The following is a 19,798-nucleotide window of genomic DNA, read 5'->3' as shown; positions in this document are numbered from 1 at the left end:
GGGCTAACAGATGATTAGCCCGAGCAAATGGATTAGATTTCAATCGCCATCGCGGTGGCTTCACCGCCACCGATACATAAAGATGCCACGCCACGCTTAAGCCCTTTAGCCTTTAAGGCATGGATTAGGGTGACCAGTACCCGCGCACCAGAGCAACCTATTGGGTGACCGAGCGCGCAGGCGCCGCCGTTAACGTTAACTTTAGCTTCATCCAACCCGAGTTCGGAAATGGCGAGCATAGTAACCATGGCAAAGGCTTCGTTGATCTCAAATAGATCAACAGCGGCTTTATTCCAGCTGACTTTGTCGAGCAGCTTAGTGATGGCGCCGACTGGGGCTGTCGTAAACATCGACGGCTCTTGAGCATGAGTGGTATGACCCTTAATGGTTGCCAGCACCTCAAGCCCTAGCTGCTCGGCTTGCTCACGGGTCATGAGCATAAGTGCCGCCGCGCCATCGGAAATTGAACTGGAGTTGGCCGCCGTGATAGTACCGTCTTTGGCAAATGCGGGGCGCAGTGTGGGGATTTTTTCAGGGCGTGCATTACCAGGTTGCTCGTCGGTGTCGATAACCAGATCGCCACGACGGCTATTCACTGTTACAGGGGTAATTTCAGCTTTAAACGCACCCGTTTCAATCGCAGCATTGGCTTTTTGCAGTGAACTTAGCGCAAAGTTATCCATCGCTTCACGGCTAATAGAAAAATCATCGGCGGTCTTTTGAGCAAAGGTACCCATTGCACCGCCGGTATAGGCATCTTCAAGGCCATCGAGGAACATGTGATCCATCACTTTACCGTGCCCCATACGCATGCCACCGCGGGCTTTATCGAGTAGGTAAGGCGCTTGACTCATGCTCTCCATGCCGCCGGCGATAACAACATTGGCACTGCCTGCTTTAATTAGATCATGGGCTAACATTACCGTTTTCATCCCAGAGCCACAGACTTTATTGACTGTGGTGGCACCCACTGATAATGGCAAATCGGCGCCTAAAGTGGCTTGACGGGCCGGCGCTTGACCAAGACCCGCTGGCAAAACACACCCCATGAGCACTTCATCAACATCATTGCCTGCAAGCTGAGTGAAATCCATCAAGCCTTTAATGGCTGTAGCCGCCAGTGTTGGCGATGTCACACTCGACAGTGCGCCTTGAAAGCCGCCCATTGGCGTGCGCTTAGCTGCCACAATCACGATATCTTGATTTGTTTGCTCGTTAGTCATCTTCCGCTCCATCTCGGTATTTTTTGCTCGAACCACATGTTGATAACACGTGATGAACTGTGATCAATTTCAAATAATATCACTGTGACGTTTACGCGAACGTAAAGCAAGTGTTAACTCGCCAAAATGGTATAACTTTAGTCTAAGGTTTTGTCAGTCTGGATTTACACTTTTGCGTAATGTGCGTGGGTGCCAAAAGGATTGGTGGCAAATAAAGAGCGGACACCTACCATGATAAAGGCAAGCGAATCTTGGGGGGCAGTTAAACTATATGATATTTAAAATCAATAATTTAAATTGATAACACAAATAAAAGGCTATCAATAAAAACTAGGCATAAAACAAAGTTATTGGTACTCGCTAAGTGAGCGCCATCAAGCCTACACCGTCAAACAATAACGGTTGACCAAAACCGATTAGCTGCTGATCTCGATAGACCATAGCATCACTATCGGCGCATAAAATTAGCGGATATTGAGCCAATTCTTGTGACGCAATGAGCTGAGCCGCCGCGACGCTGATATCGACCCCGTGCTGGCTAAAATCAACATGGGGGACAAATTGGTAGGGTAATAAGCCTAACGCCGACAGGTTGCTAAGTGGCACTTGGTTTTGATCGCCACACAAAGAGGCTGAAGTAATGTTTGGCGTCATTAACATCGCTCCGGCGCTTAAGCCGATCATTGCCGCGCCCTTTGCTGCAAAAGCTTGCAGAAGACTCATCGCACCGCGTTGCTGTAAAGCCGCAAGAAACGCAAATGTGTCACCGCCAGCAAGATGAATCGCATCACATTGGCATAAAGCCTGTAATGCGGGCACTGAATAGTTTTGTTGCAGGTCGGTATAACAGCAAAGTTCAGCGCCGAGTGCAGCATAGACCACTTGGGTTTGCCTGTAATAATCCCGTTCAGGCTCATGCGCAGAGGCAAGATAACCCACTTTAATAGGATCTGCGCTAGGCAAATGTGCCTCTGTTAACGTATCCAACACGCAGGCGATGGCTTGCTGCGCCGCGCTGCAGTGAATATCGCTCAATAACGCTAATGTTAACTTCCCCGTCAAACTGCACGTCCTTATCTCAGTTGTTATATTCTTGCTGCAATGCAGCCACCAAACTTGCCGATTTAAAAATCTTCAAATTGTTTGGCCATAGCGCGAATTTGCGTTAATCCCACCCCATGCTGATTACGCTCGGCGCACGTTTGCTGATGCGCTTCATCCAGCGGATCGCCAATTAAAACAATACGCACCCGATACCCTAGCGCCTTTGCCGCCGCGTCGTAGGCCATATATTCCCAATAGGCCATATTGGTATTATCACAGATAACAATCGGCTCACCCCGTGCCAACGCCTGAATAAACAGGGTTAAATTACGTTGATGGTATTCACTCAACCGACTGGCATTAAACTGGTACTGCCCCTGTTGGTAAAATAAGTTATCGGTCGAAAAATAACCCCGCTGCCTTATCTGTTGCGCTACTGCCGGAGGCTGCGCTGCAATAAACTGTTCAACCCAATAACTTTTACCGCTGCCAGGCAAGCCGCGCATAATAATCGCTAACTTGTCAGCCTGAACATTCTGACTGGCCAGCATCCCATCGAGCGCGGCGCTTGTATCAAGATCTATATCTAATTGCATTACTGCGGCGCACCTATTAGCTCATCGTTAATCTTGTCACCACGCAAAATCGTATCAACCATGTGCGGCAAAATGCGGCTGGCCTTATCCTGCAGATGATATTGAAACTGACTGTGGCGATCGGCTGGCATAATATTAACTTCAACGGTTTGCGCACCATGATGGTTAGCCGTGTCGACAAATCCGGCTGCCGGATAAACCGTCCCTGAGGTGCCGATGGCAATGAATAGATCGCAAGTATCGAGCGCATGTTGGATACGGTCTAAGCCGATAGGCATCTCACCAAACCACACCACATGAGGCCGCAAACGCTGGGCTGGTATGCAACAGGTGCAGGTATGGTTAACCCCAAAATGATCTGTTAATAGAAAGGTCTGTTGTGAGCGCGGACAGCGGCCTTTAGTGAGCTCACCGTGCATATGCAGTAAGCGGCGAGAACCCGCCCTTTCATGCAAGTCATCAATATTTTGCGTCACCACAAGTAGCTGGCCATCAAACTCTTGTTCGAGCCTGGCTAGCGCCTTATGTGCCTCATTGGGTTCGATATGACCATCATGCAGCTGCTGCCAGCGTTCATTATAAAAACGCTCTACCATTTCAGGATCACGCGCGTACCCTTCTGGGGTCGCCACATCTTCGATTTTATGTTCTTCCCACAGCCCGTCTTGATCCCTAAAGGTTCTTAGCCCTGACTCGGCAGAGATGCCTGCCCCAGTTAATATCACGATCTGCCGATACATCTGCTTTCCTTATTCTTGTTATCGTTAGCTCAATACTGACTCGGTGCCAGGTGTCAATACACGGATGTTTAATGTAAGCCTGCCAGAACTCACTGGTGAGCTGTATTGGGCATAAGTATAAATAACACTATAAAAAGTATGTGTAAAATTCATTATTTTTTACGACGACACTATCTATTATTGTCTATTTGCTGCCTAAGCGAACAATATGCAAGATCAAAGGTTTAAGTTTTTAAATTCAGACCCTATAATGGTTCCCAATATCAACAACTGAACCTCTATTGGCTTTGCTAATGGTTCTGCAATCAAGAGATTTATAATGACAGATGGAAATCAAGCGCTAAAGAAAGCGGGATTAAAGGTCACCTTACCACGAGTCAAGATCCTCGAACTGATGCAAGGACCCGAAAATCAACATATCGGTGCAGAAGAACTATATAAAAAGCTACTCGATATTGGTGAAGAAATTGGGTTAGCCACCGTTTATCGCGTATTAAATCAATTTGATGATGCAGGCATTGTCACTAGGCATCACTTCGAGAGCGGCAAAGCGGTTTTCGAATTATCATCACAACATCATCACGATCATTTAGTCTGTTTATCTTGCGGCAAGGTGATCGAATTTTCCGATGACATGATTGAACGTCGTCAAGATGAGATCGCGATGAAACACAATATTAAATTAACCAATCATAGCCTCTATCTCTATGGTGTTTGCACTAATGATGAGTGCGATCACGGCGATGCTTAATGGTTAATAGACCAGAGGCGATATCGCTAAATTAATAGCAGCTTTTATCTTGATAGCCACAAGGCCCAAGAGCTGATATGAAAAAGGGATCCTAGGATCCCTTTTTCATTGGTTGCTTTTCACATTTGAGGAGTCAATGCATAAGCCTAAGAAGACAATGCCTAAAGGTGGCAGTCAGCCTCGGCATGACAGTCCTTATCAATAAACGTGTCACTGACACTTTAAAGCTCAAATTTACCCAAACATGACCTCGGCTTAATCGTCTAATCTATCTGAAACAACTTTGCCATCAATGGGATCGATACGCAGTTCACGCTCTACCCCATCTTTGTAAGCTTCCACTTCCCACTGGCCTCTTTTAACAGAGACTTCAGTAATGGGCGAGTAGCCTTGCGCTTCTAATGCCTTAATCACTTCAGAAAGCGGTTTAGCATCGACGGGGGGCTTCTCATGTGCAAAAGAGTGAGTCGCACCAAGGCATAAAGTAAAAGCTATCATTGCACCAAACAGCGACTTCATAATATCTCTCCTTCATTGCATTTGGATAACACGTTAATTGGGGCGATGATCTGACGCCCACTTACATCATATCGTCTCTTTTTCGCGGCAATTTTTATCATAGGAATTTTTGTTGTTCAATAATTTTTAGAAGCAAAAAAATGCGTTTTTATATAGATACAGTTATATGACAGCCTGATAAAAAACACAGCACGATTAACTGACATAACAGAGGCAAGATACCGGCATTTAATGGCTTTAGCCCTGAGTTATCAAGCTGAAAGATCAAAAATAACCCACAAAAAAAGGCGCCCTAAGGCGCCTTTTTACAAGTGGGTAAGATTACCAACCTGTTTTAGTACGTAGTGCACTGCCGATATCAGCAAGTGAACGTACGGTAGTTACGCCAGCGGCTTCTAGTGCTGCAAACTTATCTTCTGCAGTGCCTTTACCACCAGCGATGATCGCACCAGCGTGACCCATGCGCTTACCTTCTGGTGCAGTCACACCAGCAATGTAAGAAACAACAGGCTTAGTCACGTTAGCTTTGATATATTCAGCCGCTTCTTCTTCAGCCGTACCACCAATTTCACCAATCATCACGATGGCTTCAGTTTGTGGATCGTTTTGGAACATTTCCAATACGTCGATGAAGTTAGTACCAGGAATTGGGTCACCACCAATACCAACACAAGTTGATTGGCCGAAACCTTCGTCAGTGGTTTGCTTAACCGCTTCGTACGTTAGCGTACCAGAGCGAGAAACAATACCGACTTTACCAGGCTTGTGAATATGACCAGGCATGATACCAATCTTACATTCACCCGGGGTGATAACACCTGGGCAGTTCGGACCGATCATGCGAACGCCAGTCTCTTCAAGCTTAACCTTAACTTGCAGCATATCCAGAGTCGGAATGCCTTCAGTAATACAAACGATTAGCTCGATGCCACCGTCGATAGCTTCAAGAATGGCATCTTTACAGAAAGGTGCTGGTACATAGATAACGGTTGCTGTTGCGCCCGTTTCAGCCACTGCGTCTTTAACAGTATTAAATACGGGTAGACCTAAGTGAACCTGACCGCCTTTTCCTGGAGAAACACCACCAACCATTTGAGTGCCATACGCGATAGCTTGCTCAGAATGGAAAGTACCTTGACCACCAGTGAAACCTTGGCAAATGACCTTGGTATCTTTATTAATTAATACAGACATTATTTGCCCTCCGCAGCAGCAACAACTTTAACTGCAGCGTCAGTTAGTGACTCAGCTGCAATAATGTCAAGACCAGAGTTAGCCAATACTTCGCGACCGAGATCAGCGTTAGTACCTTCAAGACGAACCACAACTGGCACTTCAACACCCACTTCTTTCACTGCGCCAATGATGCCTTCGGCAATCATGTCACAACGTACGATACCGCCAAAGATGTTCACAAGAACCGCTTTAACGTTAGCGTCAGACAAAATGATCTTAAATGCTTCAGCTACGCGCTCTTTAGTTGCTCCACCGCCAACGTCTAGGAAGTTAGCTGGCTTGCCGCCGTGTAGGTTAACGATGTCCATTGTACCCATTGCTAGGCCGGCACCGTTTACCATGCAACCTACGTTACCGTCTAGGGCAACATAGTTAAGCTCAAATTTAGCCGCATGTGCTTCACGCGCGTCATCTTGTGATGGATCGTGCATGTCGCGGATTTTTGGTTGACGGAACAATGCGTTGCCATCGATACCTATCTTACCGTCTAGGCAGTGAATATTGCCTTCGGTAGTGATAACCAGCGGGTTGATCTCAAGCAGTGCGAAATCATGGTCGTTAAACATCTTAGCCAGACCCATGAACACTTTAGTGAACTGCTTCATTTGCGTTGGGTTTAGACCCAATTTGAAGCCAAGATCACGTGCTTGGTAAGGCTGTGGACCCGTTAGCGGATCGATAATGGCTTTGTGAATAAGCTCTGGCGTTTCTTCAGCCACAGTCTCAATCTCAACACCACCTTCAGTTGATGCCATAAACACCACGCGACGAGTCGCACGGTCAACAACAGCGCCAAGATAAAGTTCGTTAGCGATATCGGTGCAGCTTTCGACTAAGATTTTAGCAACTGGCTGACCTTTTTCGTCAGTTTGGTAAGTCACAAGGTTCTTACCTAACCAATTTTCAGCGAATGCTCTGATCTCTTCTTTGTCGCCGGTAACTTTAACGCCACCTGCTTTACCACGGCCGCCTGCGTGTACTTGACACTTAACAACCCACATATCACCGCCAATATGGCCTGCCGCTTCTACCGCTTCTTGAGGGGTATCACAAGCAAAACCTTCTGACACTGGTAAACCATATTCGGCAAATAGGGATTTTGCCTGATACTCATGCAAATTCATGATGATCTATCCGTATACTTCTTATCAAATCCAACCAGCTCATAGGAGCCAGTAGCGAGGGTGATGCCCACCAAAGCGATGGGCATCGAATCAACGTCGTCTTACAGGTCGAGTAGTAGACGAGTTGGGTCTTCGAGGAAGTCCTTAATGGCAACCAAGAAGCCAACAGACTCACGGCCATCGATAATGCGGTGGTCGTAAGAGAGTGCAAGGTACATCATAGGCAGGATTTCAACCTGACCATTCACTGCCATTGGGCGATCTTTAATGGCATGCATGCCTAAAATCGCACTTTGTGGCAGGTTCAAAATAGGCGTCGACATTAGCGAGCCAAACACCCCACCGTTAGTCACGGTAAAGTTACCGCCTGTCATATCTTCAACAGTCAGCTTACCGTCACGGCCTTTAAGCGCCAATTCACGCACGTTACGTTCGATATCAGCTAGGCTCATGGTGTCTGTGTCACGCAGTACTGGCGTCACCAAACCACGTGGCGTCGATACTGCGATACTCACATCGAAATAGTTGTGATAAACAAGATCATCACCATCGATAGAGGCGTTCACTTCAGGGAAACGTTTAAGTGCTTCGGTCACGGCTTTGACGTAGAAAGACATGAAGCCTAGACGAATACCGTGACGCTTCTCGAACACCTCTTGATACTGCTTACGAATGTCCATGATAGGCTTCATGTTCACTTCGTTGAAGGTCGTCAACATGGCTGTTGAGTTCTTCGCTTCCAGTAGACGATTGGCAATGGTCTTACGCAAACGTGTCATAGGTACACGTTTTTGGCTACGCTCACCTAAAGGCGCAACAACAGCAGCTGGCGCTGATGCAGGCTTAACAGCAGGTGCCGATTTCACGAAGGCTTCAACGTCTTCTTTCGTGATACGTCCACCCACGCCAGTGCCTTTAACTTTAGCCGCATCAACATTATGTTCGGCGATTAAACGACGAACGGATGGGCTTAGCGCATCATTTGACTCATCACTTGCCGCTTCTTGTGGTGCTTCAGCTTGCGCCTTAGTCACTTCTTGACCCGCAACCGCGCCAGCAACGAATTTAGCAATCACAGCTTCACCTAGAACGGTGTCGCCTTCTTCGGCTAGAAACTCAACGATTGAACCATCTTCTGGCGCAACCACTTCAAGTACCACTTTATCGGTTTCGATATCAACCAAGTTTTGATCACGAGTCACTTGCTCGCCAGCTTTAACGTGCCAAGTGGCGATGGTTGCATCAGCAACTGATTCTGGCAGTACGGGTACCTTGATTTCGATACTCATGGAAAGCTATCCTTTTTAAATTATCAATTACTACAGTTTTAATGCGCTATTTATTAGAGATTCTTGTTGCTGAGCATGCAGTGCTGGGTAACCACAAGCCGGGGCAGCAGATGCTTCACGGCCTGCATAGGTTAACTGTGCGCCTGCTGGAATAGCCGCCCAGAAATGGTGTTGGCTACAATACCAGGCACCTTGGTTCTGCGGCTCTTCCTGACACCAAACGAAATCTTTAACGTGCTGATATTGCGCCAGGATTTGTACCATGTCCTCATGCGGGAACGGATACAACTGCTCGACACGGATCAGTGCAATATTAGTGAGATTCTCTTTGCGACGCTTTTCAAGCAGCTCAAAGTACACTTTACCACTACAGAACACGACGCGATCAACCTGGCTGCTATCTTGCTCATCGATCTCCGCAATCACGTTTTGGAAGGTGCCAGTGGCAAGCTCTTCCATACTCGAGACGGCTAACGGATGACGCAGTAAAGATTTAGGCGACATGACCACCAGTGGACGACGCATAGGACGTACCACTTGACGACGCAGCATGTGATAAACCTGCGCAGGCGTTGATGGCACGCACACTTGCATATTGTGGTTAGCACAAAGTTGCAAGAAACGTTCTAGACGCGCACTGGAATGCTCTGGACCTTGCCCCTCATAACCGTGTGGTAACAGCATGGTTAAGCCACATAGACGGCCCCATTTTTGCTCACCCGATGACAAGAACTGGTCAATCACTACCTGCGCGCAGTTAGCGAAATCACCAAACTGAGCTTCCCAAAGCGTTAATCCGCCAGGCTCGGCTGTGGCGTAGCCATATTCAAACGCGAGTACTGACGCTTCAGACAATACCGAATCGGAGATATCGATAGGGCCTTGCTCGTCGGCGACATTACGCAGTGGCAGATAAGCCGTTGCATCGTTTTGATTGTGCAATACCGCATGGCGATGGAAGAAGGTGCCGCGTCCTGAGTCTTGACCCGTAATACGCACCCGCTTGTTATCTTCAAGAATTGAGCCGTAGGCTAAGGTTTCAGCAAAACCCCAGTCCAGCAGCTTTTCACCCTTTGCCATGGCAACGCGGTCTTTATAAATCTTGGCGACACGTGACTGCAACTTATGATTTTCAGGCACATAGCTTAACTTGTCAGCCAGATTTTGCAGACGCTCGATAGACATTGCACCTGGGTAGTTTTCGTCCCATTCGCGATTAAGGTAAGGCGTCCAGTCAACCGTATGTAGCGTCATTGGGCGCCACTCTTTAACGACGCAATCACCTTTATCTAACGCATCACGGTAGTCGTTGATCAAGCCTGTGACTTCATCAGCGGCTAACGTGCTCTCTTCGATAAGACGGTCGGCATAGATCTTACGCGGCGTAGGATGCTTTTTAATCTTGGCATACATTAATGGCTGCGTTGCGCTTGGCTCATCGGCCTCATTATGGCCATGACGACGATAACAAACCAGATCGATAACCACATCACGCTTAAACTCGTTACGGTAATCAACCGCCAGCTGCGCAATGAAGGCAACCGCTTCAGGATCATCAGCATTAACGTGGAAAATAGGCGCCTGCACCATCTTAGCGATATCGGTACAGTATTCTGTTGAGCGAGTATCTTCAGTCAAGTTAGTGGTAAAGCCCACTTGGTTATTGACCACGATACGAATACTGCCGCCCACTTTAAAGGCACGGGTTTGAGACATATTAAATGTCTCTTGTACTATCCCCTGACCTGCAATAGCACTGTCACCATGAATGGTGATGGGCATCACTTGCAGACCCGTTTTACAACCACGGCGATCGAGACGTGCTCTGACAGAGCCCATCACCACAGGGTTAACAATCTCAAGGTGCGATGGGTTGAACGCAAGGGCTAGATGAACATTGCCACCTGGCGTTTCAAAATCTGAGGAGAAACCTTGATGATACTTAACGTCGCCTGAACCGAGTAATTCGTCGCTGTGCTTACCAGCAAATTCATCAAACAGTTCTGACGGTTTTTTACCGAGAATGTTCACCAATAGGTTTAAACGACCACGGTGAGCCATCCCCACGACCATCTCTTTGGTACCGGCTTGGCCACCACGGTAGATGATTTCACGCATCATGGGCACGAGTGCGTCACCGCCCTCGAGTGAGAAGCGCTTAGCACCGGGGAACTTGGCGCCGAGGTATTTTTCCATACCTTCGGCGGCGTTAAGGCCTTCGAGAATACGGAGTTTGGTGGATTTATCGTAATTAGCTCTACCTAAGGATGGCTCCAAACGTTGTTGGATCCAACGTTTCTCATCGGTATCTGTGATATGCATGTATTCAGCGCCGATAGCACCACAGTAGGTGGCCTTCAGTGCATTCACAAGATCACCTAGCTTCATGGTGTCGCCACCGTGCGCAAATGAACCTGTGTTGAATTCACGATCCATATCGTCGCTAGTTAAGCCGTGGAAGGCAGGGTCCAGTTCAGTGACGGCATCGCGCTTCCATAAACCGAGGGGATCCAGATTCGCATTCTGGTGACCGCGGAAACGGTGAGCGTTGATCAACTGTAGGACTTTAACTTGTTTAGCATCCACATCAGGGTCGGTAATACGAGCAGAGCTCTTATGGCGGCCTTCTAACGCTAAACTACGAAAATATTCACGTACTTTTGAGTGGGCAGCTTCGGGCACATCTGTTGCGCCGTTGGCATATGGGAGGTTATCAAATACCGCGCGCCAGTCGTCTGATACTGACTGTGGGTCTTCTTGATAGGCTTCATACATCTCTTCTACATAGGTCGAGTTCGCGCCACTTAAGTGAGACGAATCGAGCCAGGCTTTCATGATGCCTTGGTGCATTTCTATTCCTTTCAAACTTGATACACGTGTTTAGCCAAAGTCTTAAAAATGCAATCCCAGTTAATCGCACTGCAATTGCAATCTATCTGCCGCCCCGAGAATCCAGATTGTACGGCACATGTGTAGTTCCATTACATAAAAGAGCCACTTCCTCTCAAAGAAGAAGTGACTCTTCATGAGCTATATCATTATTAGAATCAGCTCAGGTTGTTGCATTTACACTGCTCTCTTAAGCAACATTGACTTAATGTGTCCAATGGCTTTAGTCGGATTCAATCCTTTCGGACAAACATCCACACAGTTCATGATGCCATGGCAACGGAATACGCTGTATGCATCATCAAGCTCAGACAAACGCTCTTCAGTCGCGGTATCACGGCTATCGATAAGGAATCGATAAGCATGTAATAGACCACTTGGACCGATAAACTTGTCTGGGTTCCACCAAAACGATGGACAGGCTGTAGAACAACAAGCACACATAATACACTCGTAAAGACCATCTAAGTGTGCACGTTCTTCAGGTGATTGCAGATGCTCACGCGCAGGCGTTTTCTCATCGTTAATCAAATAAGGTTTAATCTTTTCGTACTGTTTGTAGAACTGAGTCAAATCGACAATCAGATCACGTACGACAGGCATGCCTGGTAGTGGACGGATCTCAATAGTCTTACCCTTAAAGGTAGATATTGGCGTGATACACGCAAGGCCGTTCTTACCATTCATGTTGACACCATCACTACCACACACACCTTCACGGCATGAGCGACGGAACGCCAATGTTGGATCTTGTACTTTAAGTTGCATCAGCACATCAAGCACCATCATATCGGTACCGTCAGCCACTTCCAACGTGTAATCCTTCATGTAAGGCTTAGTGTCTACGTCAGGATTATAGCGATAAATAGCAATCTTTAAATTCATCTGACAGTCCTTAGTAAGTACGCTTGATTGGCGGGAACGCGGCACGAAGCTTAGGCTCCATGTTCACATCACGCTTAGTCATCTGCTCAGTCACTGGGTCAAAAAGACTGTGACACAGCCAGTTTTCATCATCACGCTCAAGGTAATCTTCACGTGAATGCGCGCCACGACTTTCAGTACGATAGTTTGCTGCATAGGCTGTGGCTAACGCCGTTGCCATTAGGTTGTCTAACTCAAGACATTCGATACGTTGAGTATTGAACTCTTGTGAGTTGTCAGACAGCTTAGCATTCGCTAAACGGTCGCGAATAGCCTTAAGTTCAGCCAGACCTTCAGCCATAGCGTCACCGCTTCGGAATACTGAGAAGTTAAGCTGCATACATAGCTGCAGATCTTTACGGATTGTGGCTGGGTCTTCACCGTCTTTATTGCTTTCCCAACGGTTTAGACGCTCAAGCGACTTGGCGATATCAGCATCTGTCGCATCTTTTGGATCGACAGTGGCGTCAAGCGCTTTACCTAAGTGTTGACCCGCAGCACGACCAAATACCACTAAGTCGAGTAGTGAGTTACCACCTAAGCGGTTAGCGCCGTGTACTGATACACAAGCAATTTCACCGACAGCAAATAAGCCGACGACATCTTGCTCGCTGCCATCTTCATTCTTACGAATCACTTGGCCGCTGACTTTCGCTGGTAAACCACCCATCATATAGTGACAGGTTGGCAATACTGGAATTGGACCATCGGCGGGATCGATGTGAGCGAAGGTACGAGACAGTTCACACACACCAGGAAGACGCGCTTCTAGGGTTTCTTTACCTAAATGGTCAAGTTTCAACAGACAGTGTGGTCCTAATGGACCATCGAGGCCGCGACCTTCACGAATTTCAGTCATCATTGAACGTGCAACCACGTCACGTGATGCCAAATCTTTCGCGTTTGGCGCATAACGCTCCATGAAACGCTCACCGTCTTTGTTGAGCAGGTATCCGCCTTCACCACGGCAACCTTCGGTCACCAAAACACCGGCGCCAGCAATACCCGTTGGGTGAAACTGCCACATTTCCATGTCTTGCATCTGCACGCCAGCGCGCATCGCCATACCAATACCGTCACCAGTATTAATGTGGGCGTTAGTGGTAGAAGCGTAGATACGCCCTGCTCCACCGGTCGCTAGAATCGTGGCTTTGGCTTTGAAATAAACGATTTCACCGGTTTCGATTTCGATTGCAGTACAACCGACAATCGCGCCGTCATCATTCTTGACTAGGTCCAGTGCATACCACTCAGAGAACACTTCAGTCTTGTGCTTTACGTTCTGCTGATAAAGACAGTGCAATAAAGCATGACCGGTACGGTCGGCAGCCGCTGCGGTACGGGCCGCTTGCTCACCACCAAAGTTCTTTGACTGGCCACCAAACGGACGCTGGTAAATCTTACCATTGTCAAAACGTGAGAATGGTAAACCCATCTGCTCAAGCTCGATAATGGCTTCAGGACCGGTTTTACACATAAATTCAATCGCTTCTTGGTCACCGATAAAATCGGAACCTTTCACGGTATCGTACATGTGTTGTTCCCAGTGATCCTCATGGGCGTTACCCAGCGCTACGGTGATACCACCCTGCGCTGATACGGTATGAGAACGCGTTGGAAACACTTTCGATAACAGCGCGCAGCTCTTACCTTCTTTAGAAATCTGTAGTGCAGCGCGCATACCTGCGCCACCAGCGCCAATAACGACTGCATCAAATTCACGAACTGGAATACTCACTTAAACACCCCACACAATAACAATGCCAGCAGCCAAATAAGAGAAGGCAGCCACGACGAAGACGAATTGGAGTACACCACGCAAACTGACGCATTTCACGTAGTCTGTCAGCACCTGCCAAATACCAATCCATGAGTGGATTAATAGTGCAACTAGGGCCAATAATGTAAACACTTTCATCGGCAGAGTGCTAAATAGACCATGCCAGACGTCATAAGTGAGAGGAGAACTAGCGGCGATAAATCCTACTAAAAAGATAGTGTAACAAGTAAGGATAACTGCACTAGCACGAATAAGAATAAAATCATGAACGCCGCTGCGTCCAAGACTTGCTGCATTTGTTACCATACCCAAATCCCCGCAATGATTGACAGTGCCGCGGCAATAACGAAGGCGGCTTTCGCTGAAGCGTTACCTGAGTCTAACTCTTCCCAACGTCCGGTATCCATGATGAGGTGGCGTACGCCAACGACAAGATGGTAACCCAGCGCGGTTAGAATTCCCCAGACGACAAACTTAACGAACAAGTTATCAAACAGAGATTGTATGCCTGCGAAACTCTCAGCAGATGCGAGTGATTCACTCAACAACCAGATAAGAATGCCGACGGCAAACAGCATGATAACACCGGATACACGGTGTAGGATTGACGCAATCGCTGTTGCAGGAAAGCGAATGGTCTGCAGATCTAGATGGACAGGTCTTTGCTTTTTCACGTTCTGCTCACTTCTGCTCCATTGAGCATTATTTTTGTTATCGAACCCCTTTCGAACGAAATTTGATCAGCAAGCAAACTTACCACCTCGTCTCGCCACAAAAGAAAAGTTTAAACAAACTGTTAACTAATTCAAAAATCACTAATTAAGCTTGTAAGAAATGGTTTATGAATTGGTTTGTTTGTAGCTCTTTTCGAGCCGAGGCAAGTATACGCCGCCGAAATGTCAAATACAAACATCACATTATGCAAATTTAGTTTTTTTGGTAAAAAAATCTGCCAAGTTCCTGTATTGATAAGGGCTTCAGCCAATTTAAGACCATGGTCTAACGAATTTAAACGCTTATTTAAATTGAAATGTGATCTAGATTCACTGTAAAGTATTGGCGTTTGACAAAGCCGCACTCACATAAGAATGAAGTAAGGAGAACGGGGTATGGCTGATAATATAGCCAAATTGGAATTACCAGGGAACGATTCGATTGACCTGCCTATTAAAAAAGGGACAGCAGGATTTGATGTAATCGACATCAGCAAACTAGGTAGCAAAGGTCACTTTACATTTGACCCAGGATTTTTAGCGACAGCATCCTGCGAATCCGCTATCACTTACATTGATGGCGCCCAAGGTATACTTTTACACCGTGGTTACGCAATCGACGAATTAGCCGTCGATTCAGATTATTTAGATCTTTGTTATCTATTGCTTTACGGTGAGTTACCCACTAAGGCCCAATACGATAAGTTTGTCTACACGGTTAAGACTCACACTATGGTTAACGAGCAATTGGCTTCGTTTTTCCGTGGTTTCCGCCGTGACGCTCACCCAATGGCGATGCTATGTGGTGTGACGGGCGCATTATCTGCGTTTTACCAAGACTCTTTAGACGTAAACGATGAGCATCACCGCGAAATCGCCGCGTTCCGTTTAGTGTCTAAAATGCCGACGATTGCAGCCATGTGCTACAAATACTCAATTGGCCAACCCTTTATCTATCCACGCAACGACCTAAGTTACGCGGGTAATTTCCTAAGCATGATGTTTGCTGTACCGTGCGAAGAATATAAGGTCAACCCAATTGTTGAACGCGCGATGGATCGTATTTTCATCCTTCACGCCGATCACGAACAAAACGCATCAACCTCTACCGTTCGTTTAGCGGGTTCTTCTGGAGCTAACCCATTTGCGTGTATCGCAGCGGGTATCGCCTCACTTTGGGGTCCGGCTCACGGCGGCGCCAACGAAGCCTGTTTAAACATGCTTGAAGAGATTGGCACAGTTGATCGCATCCCTGAGTTTATTGCACGCGCTAAGGACAAAGACGATCCTTTCCGCCTAATGGGCTTTGGTCACCGCGTTTACAAGAACTTCGACCCACGCGCTAAAGTGATGCGTGAAACTTGTCATGAAGTGCTTGCCGAACTTAAAGTGAACGATCCGCTACTTGATGTGGCGATGGAACTTGAACGCATTGCACTTGAAGATGAGTACTTTGTGTCTAAGAAGCTGTATCCGAATGTCGATTTCTATTCAGGCATCATCATGAAAGCTATCGGTATCCCGACCAGTATGTTTACCGTGCTATTTGCATTGGCACGTACTGTTGGCTGGATTGCCCACTGGAAAGAGATGCTAGATCAGCCTGGTCACAAGATCAGTCGTCCGCGTCAGCTATACACAGGTTCACCTGAGCGTAGCTTTGTCGATTTAGACAAACGCGGCTAATCAGAACGATCTTTGCTAAACGTTAAAAGGCACTCATTGAGTGCCTTTTTTATTCGCATCTATCTAATGGTAGCGTTAACTCTCATGCTCATGGCAACCAATTGCTTACAGCATGCTTACGTGCAGGTGTTTCTTCGACACCGCTGACTCTCTTTTTGAAAAGAATCATCCCTAGGTGCTCTGCGATTTCACTGCTGAAATCGAAGGTCACAGCCGCACCTACACCGACTTATCTATATCTTCGGTTTAGCCGTAATTGGTATCCACAGAACCGTTAAAAGCAAATCGCTTTTGGACAAAATTATCTTGGCCTTCGAATGAAGGTTGAGGCATTTTTGGCTTGTAGCATTTAGTCGAGTTGGTTTTTATTGATTGATGGTAGCGTTAACCTTCATCATTTTGAATTGCTTGCCGCAGGCCTTTCGTGCAGGTACTTCCTCGGCACCGCTGTAAACCCATCCTTGGGCGCTCTGCGATTTCATCCCTGAAATCGAAGGCCTCAGCCGCACCTAGGTAATCCCCCCGAGTTCTAACCCTCTTCGATTTTGCATTACAGGTGTCATTCTGGGCATTAAAAGCTAAATTATTTTTGGACAGAACTTTGTTAGATTTTTAGCTCTAATTCGTGAATTTCGGATTAAAATTTCTATGGGTAACGCCAGCCAACGGTTAGACGTCAATTTGAATATGCATGTCAGGTGTACTAGTTAACCTGAACTCGGGATAAGAAATTGAACTAATAGCCCTCTTTGTGATCAGATCTCTCGACCAAGATTAATCAATCACGCAGAGGGCATATGAATAATTTAGTGGATGTATTTTGTGATGTCGATGATTTTTGTAATGCTTTTATTCCTCAATGGGAACAACAGTGTCTAACTGATGGAACCCGCAAGCGTAAGCGCGCTGGCAGAATGACGATGAGTGAAATTATGACAATTATCATTGCCTTCCATATGTCTAATCATCGTGACTTCAAGAATTTTTACACAGGATATCTGGCTCGTTTCTACAAATCTGATTTTCCAAACTTACTCAGCTACACTCGATTTCTTGAAGTCATGCCGAGTACAGTCATTCCAATGTGCAGTTATTTTTCCTCTTTAAAAAGCGCCCCAACAGGCATCGAATTCGTTGACTCAACGAGCATTAAGGTTTGTCATAATTTACGAATTCCAAGGCATAAAACGCTAGCAGGTCTCGCCAGCCGAGGAAAAGGCACGATGGGCTGGTTCTATGGTTTTAAACTTCATCTTATTGTGAACCATCGAGGCGGCATCGTTGCAGCCAAAATAACACCTGCGAATGTGCATGACACGAAACCCGTAAAAGGTATGGTCGTTGAATCAATGGATAAACTCTATGCTGATAAGGGGTATATCGGCAAAGCGTTAGCAGGCGACCTATTAGAACGTGGGGTAACTATCGTTAATAACGTGCGTAAAAACATGAAAGCAAAGGCTTTATCATTATGGGATAGAGCCATGCTTTCTAGACGATTTATTATCGAAACAATCAATGACCAGCTAAAAAACATCTCACAAATAGAGCATACGCGGCACCGCAGCGTACATGGTTTCATGCTTAATGTGATAGGAGGTTTAGTGGCTTATCAACTCAAAGAGAATAAGCCACAACTCAATATTACATCAGCAGAATTCAACGTGATTTCAGTGTTACGTTAAACCGATCTGAGGTTAGTTAACTTCGCCGAGGCCGAATTCGAGCAAATCAAATCCAGTTTCATTTTGCGTCAAATATAGAGCGAGATAAGCATTATCATGAACTCTAACCCAAAACTTATACAAGGTTTCACTTTCTAGGCTAATATACCCAATTTTCGAATAGCCTTTAAACCACTGAGGCACAGAATCTTTCTTTTTACCAAGACAACTCAGATCAGAGCACATCATTGCCATTTATCGAAGCAGGTTATGCGACATTATCTGGTTCATGCGTTGTCTTAATGAGCCTATTGCTCGGCAGGCAAATCAAGAGGACAACTGTACTGGTCGCTTCTGGGAAGGACGTTTTAAGTCGCAAGCTCTGCTTGATGAAGCTGCAGTATTAGCCTGTATGGCTTATGTCGATCTGAATCCTATCAGAGCTAAGATGGCTGACACTCCAGAGCAATCGGACCATACCAGCATTCAATTACGAATTAAGGCGGCACTGAAAGCGTAAAAATCAACCAAAAGGCATTGCGTTTTCATTGCAAGATTATCTCGAACTGGTCGATGATACAGGTCGAATTATTCGCAACGATAAATGTGGCGCTATCAGCACAAATAGCGCTAAGTTGCTCACAAGATTGAATATCCCTCAAGACAATTGGCTCAAACTCACCACTGAGTTTGGCAAGCTATTTCATGGCCCAGTGGACACACTTCAAGAGATTACCAGCTATTGTGAGCATCTAGAGAAACGGCGACGACACTTTTCCAGTTGCTGCCAGCACTTAAAAGTGGGCTAATCCCAAAGTTCTGTAACAGCCATTTATTCCCAATCAAATTAACCAACAATTGGGTTGGGACATTGTGGCTAAAAATCACTATTTTTAAAGGAAATCAGTTCATTTAGCTAATCTGCTTACATAAATTCATGCCATATTGCCCCTCTAGCGGTATCATCCCAGAATCTTGCTGAGCACATGCCGAAAGTGCATTATGTTATTGTTTTATAATGGCTAGCCCGATTAATTTCTTTTGCGCTCTAGCGACGGTCTTGAATGATGTTGAAGTGTTGTTGGATGGTGTCCATAATTTATGCGACTTATTTCTTATGCCAAATAAATGAGGGATCGGATGACCATGTTCCACTTTTAATATCCAGAGTTCCCCAAAATGATTCTCTAACAAACACCTCAAACTGCCCATGCTTTTCTAGATCCCAGGAATCATCAGTTTCTACTTCACTGGGAAATTTATTATTGGCGTAAACACGAATAGCCCAATAATGAGGTCTAAATGGATCAAACAAGCTTCTAGTCCGTGCAATTGCCCTGAAATCACTATATAAGACATTGTTGTCGTCCAAATACTGTGCCGCCGCGGCAACTATCTTGCTTGGGGGCTGATAGATTCTTTTTTCAACAGGGTATGCCAAGACAACAGCCAGCATGCCTATGGCCCCAAAAATCAACATATTCGGCCATTTAGTAGGCCCGAAATACCAAGCGACAAGACCGGATAATATCAGCCAGATAGCAAAGCATATGTAGAGCGGCTCCAAATCCAGCAACATAGGGAAAAAAGAGACACCTTTAATCTCCGGGCGCTGCACTG

The 19,798-nt window shown here is 46.3% G+C and carries 17 protein-coding genes and 1 pseudogene; 4 read left to right on the top strand and 14 right to left on the bottom strand.

Going from position 1 to position 19,798, the window contains the following annotated elements; translation table 11 throughout:
• Positions 1–32: 32 nt before the first annotated feature.
• From AC0VXX_RS07465 to cobB, 4 genes are all read right to left on the bottom strand, one after another.
• A complete protein-coding gene (locus AC0VXX_RS07465; protein WP_475516582.1) occupies positions 33–1,223 on the bottom strand; it encodes a thiolase family protein in 1,191 nt (396 codons plus the stop codon).
• Positions 1,224–1,583: 360 nt separating this feature from the next.
• Positions 1,584–2,285, bottom strand: a complete 702-nt coding sequence (locus tag AC0VXX_RS07460) for a Type 1 glutamine amidotransferase-like domain-containing protein (RefSeq protein ID WP_475516581.1) — start codon at positions 2,283–2,285, stop codon at positions 1,584–1,586.
• Between the two features lie 62 nt (positions 2,286–2,347).
• Complete coding sequence (locus AC0VXX_RS07455) at positions 2,348–2,818, bottom strand: ATP-binding protein (protein ID WP_475516959.1); 471 nt, start codon at positions 2,816–2,818, stop codon at positions 2,348–2,350.
• A 44-nt stretch (positions 2,819–2,862) separates the two neighbouring features.
• Complete coding sequence (cobB, locus tag AC0VXX_RS07450; protein WP_475516580.1) at positions 2,863–3,603, bottom strand: Sir2 family NAD+-dependent deacetylase; 741 nt, start codon at positions 3,601–3,603, stop codon at positions 2,863–2,865.
• A 319-nt stretch (positions 3,604–3,922) separates the two neighbouring features.
• Here cobB and fur point away from each other — a divergent pair, with 319 nt between their 5' ends.
• Positions 3,923–4,354, top strand: a complete 432-nt coding sequence (fur, locus tag AC0VXX_RS07445) for a ferric iron uptake transcriptional regulator (protein ID WP_110458160.1) — start codon at positions 3,923–3,925, stop codon at positions 4,352–4,354.
• Positions 4,355–4,609: 255 nt separating this feature from the next.
• Here the strand turns inward: fur and AC0VXX_RS07440 are convergent, their stop codons facing one another.
• From AC0VXX_RS07440 to sdhC, 9 genes are all read right to left on the bottom strand, one after another.
• Positions 4,610–4,873 carry a PepSY domain-containing protein gene (locus AC0VXX_RS07440; protein WP_475516579.1) on the bottom strand — a complete coding sequence of 88 codons (264 nt, stop codon included), beginning with the start codon at positions 4,871–4,873 and terminating at the stop codon, positions 4,610–4,612.
• A 321-nt stretch (positions 4,874–5,194) separates the two neighbouring features.
• Positions 5,195–6,067 carry a succinate--CoA ligase subunit alpha gene (sucD, locus tag AC0VXX_RS07435; RefSeq protein WP_110458162.1) on the bottom strand — a complete coding sequence of 291 codons (873 nt, stop codon included), beginning with the start codon at positions 6,065–6,067 and terminating at the stop codon, positions 5,195–5,197.
• On the bottom strand, positions 6,067–7,233 hold the full coding sequence (gene sucC / locus AC0VXX_RS07430) for an ADP-forming succinate--CoA ligase subunit beta (RefSeq protein ID WP_475516578.1): 1,167 nt from the start codon (positions 7,231–7,233) through the stop codon (positions 6,067–6,069). Before sucC ends, sucD begins: the two co-directional genes overlap by 1 nt.
• Positions 7,234–7,334: 101 nt before the next feature.
• Positions 7,335–8,522, bottom strand: a complete 1,188-nt coding sequence (odhB, locus tag AC0VXX_RS07425; protein ID WP_475516577.1) for a 2-oxoglutarate dehydrogenase complex dihydrolipoyllysine-residue succinyltransferase — start codon at positions 8,520–8,522, stop codon at positions 7,335–7,337.
• A 30-nt stretch (positions 8,523–8,552) separates the two neighbouring features.
• Positions 8,553–11,372, bottom strand: a complete 2,820-nt coding sequence (gene sucA / locus AC0VXX_RS07420; protein ID WP_475516576.1) for a 2-oxoglutarate dehydrogenase E1 component — start codon at positions 11,370–11,372, stop codon at positions 8,553–8,555.
• A 216-nt stretch (positions 11,373–11,588) separates the two neighbouring features.
• Complete coding sequence (locus AC0VXX_RS07415; RefSeq protein WP_475516575.1) at positions 11,589–12,296, bottom strand: succinate dehydrogenase iron-sulfur subunit; 708 nt, start codon at positions 12,294–12,296, stop codon at positions 11,589–11,591.
• Positions 12,297–12,306: 10 nt separating this feature from the next.
• Positions 12,307–14,073 carry a succinate dehydrogenase flavoprotein subunit gene (gene sdhA / locus AC0VXX_RS07410; protein WP_475516574.1) on the bottom strand — a complete coding sequence of 589 codons (1,767 nt, stop codon included), beginning with the start codon at positions 14,071–14,073 and terminating at the stop codon, positions 12,307–12,309.
• Positions 14,074–14,421, bottom strand: a complete 348-nt coding sequence (sdhD, locus tag AC0VXX_RS07405) for a succinate dehydrogenase, hydrophobic membrane anchor protein (RefSeq protein WP_110458168.1) — start codon at positions 14,419–14,421, stop codon at positions 14,074–14,076.
• Entirely contained in the window at positions 14,415–14,789 is a 375-nt protein-coding gene (gene sdhC, locus AC0VXX_RS07400) for a succinate dehydrogenase cytochrome b556 subunit (protein WP_475516573.1), read from the bottom strand. Before sdhC ends, sdhD begins: the two co-directional genes overlap by 7 nt.
• Before the next feature lie 435 nt (positions 14,790–15,224).
• On the opposite strand from sdhC, the gene AC0VXX_RS07395 reads away from it, so the two are divergent.
• The 3 genes and pseudogenes from AC0VXX_RS07395 to AC0VXX_RS07385 form a co-directional block, all read left to right on the top strand.
• Complete coding sequence (locus AC0VXX_RS07395; protein WP_475516572.1) at positions 15,225–16,514, top strand: citrate synthase; 1,290 nt, start codon at positions 15,225–15,227, stop codon at positions 16,512–16,514.
• Positions 16,515–17,311: 797 nt separating this feature from the next.
• Positions 17,312–18,199, top strand: a complete 888-nt coding sequence (locus AC0VXX_RS07390; RefSeq protein WP_475514295.1) for an IS982 family transposase — start codon at positions 17,312–17,314, stop codon at positions 18,197–18,199.
• 211 nt (positions 18,200–18,410) lie between these two features.
• Positions 18,411–18,987: pseudogene (locus AC0VXX_RS07385) on the top strand (transposase); the annotation flags it as partial.
• A 299-nt stretch (positions 18,988–19,286) separates the two neighbouring features.
• On the opposite strand, the gene AC0VXX_RS07380 reads toward AC0VXX_RS07385, so the two are convergent.
• Entirely contained in the window at positions 19,287–19,796 is a 510-nt protein-coding gene (locus AC0VXX_RS07380) for a hypothetical protein (protein ID WP_475516571.1), read from the bottom strand.
• Positions 19,797–19,798 lie beyond the last annotated feature (2 nt).

The sequence above is a fragment of the Shewanella sp. QJM3NY_23 genome (assembly GCF_056173105.1).
This window is presented reverse-complemented; position numbering and strand designations above follow the sequence as displayed.

Excerpts from the sequence above, each read along its gene's own strand:
- AC0VXX_RS07465 (WP_475516582.1), bottom strand. The coding sequence starts at position 1,223 with ATGACTAACGAGCAAACAAATCAAGATATCGTGATTGTGGCAGCTAAG.
- AC0VXX_RS07455 (WP_475516959.1), bottom strand. The coding sequence starts at position 2,818 with ATGCTGGCCAGTCAGAATGTTCAGGCTGACAAGTTAGCGATTATTATG.
- cobB (WP_475516580.1), bottom strand. The coding sequence starts at position 3,603 with ATGTATCGGCAGATCGTGATATTAACTGGGGCAGGCATCTCTGCCGAG.
- fur (WP_110458160.1), top strand. The coding sequence starts at position 3,923 with ATGACAGATGGAAATCAAGCGCTAAAGAAAGCGGGATTAAAGGTCACC.
- AC0VXX_RS07440 (WP_475516579.1), bottom strand. The coding sequence starts at position 4,873 with ATGAAGTCGCTGTTTGGTGCAATGATAGCTTTTACTTTATGCCTTGGT.
- sucD (WP_110458162.1), bottom strand. The coding sequence starts at position 6,067 with ATGTCTGTATTAATTAATAAAGATACCAAGGTCATTTGCCAAGGTTTC.
- sucC (WP_475516578.1), bottom strand. The coding sequence starts at position 7,233 with ATGAATTTGCATGAGTATCAGGCAAAATCCCTATTTGCCGAATATGGT.
- odhB (WP_475516577.1), bottom strand. The coding sequence starts at position 8,522 with ATGAGTATCGAAATCAAGGTACCCGTACTGCCAGAATCAGTTGCTGAT.
- sucA (WP_475516576.1), bottom strand. The coding sequence starts at position 11,372 with ATGCACCAAGGCATCATGAAAGCCTGGCTCGATTCGTCTCACTTAAGT.
- AC0VXX_RS07415 (WP_475516575.1), bottom strand. The coding sequence starts at position 12,296 with ATGAATTTAAAGATTGCTATTTATCGCTATAATCCTGACGTAGACACT.
- sdhD (WP_110458168.1), bottom strand. The coding sequence starts at position 14,421 with ATGGTAACAAATGCAGCAAGTCTTGGACGCAGCGGCGTTCATGATTTT.
- AC0VXX_RS07395 (WP_475516572.1), top strand. The coding sequence starts at position 15,225 with ATGGCTGATAATATAGCCAAATTGGAATTACCAGGGAACGATTCGATT.
- AC0VXX_RS07390 (WP_475514295.1), top strand. The coding sequence starts at position 17,312 with ATGAATAATTTAGTGGATGTATTTTGTGATGTCGATGATTTTTGTAAT.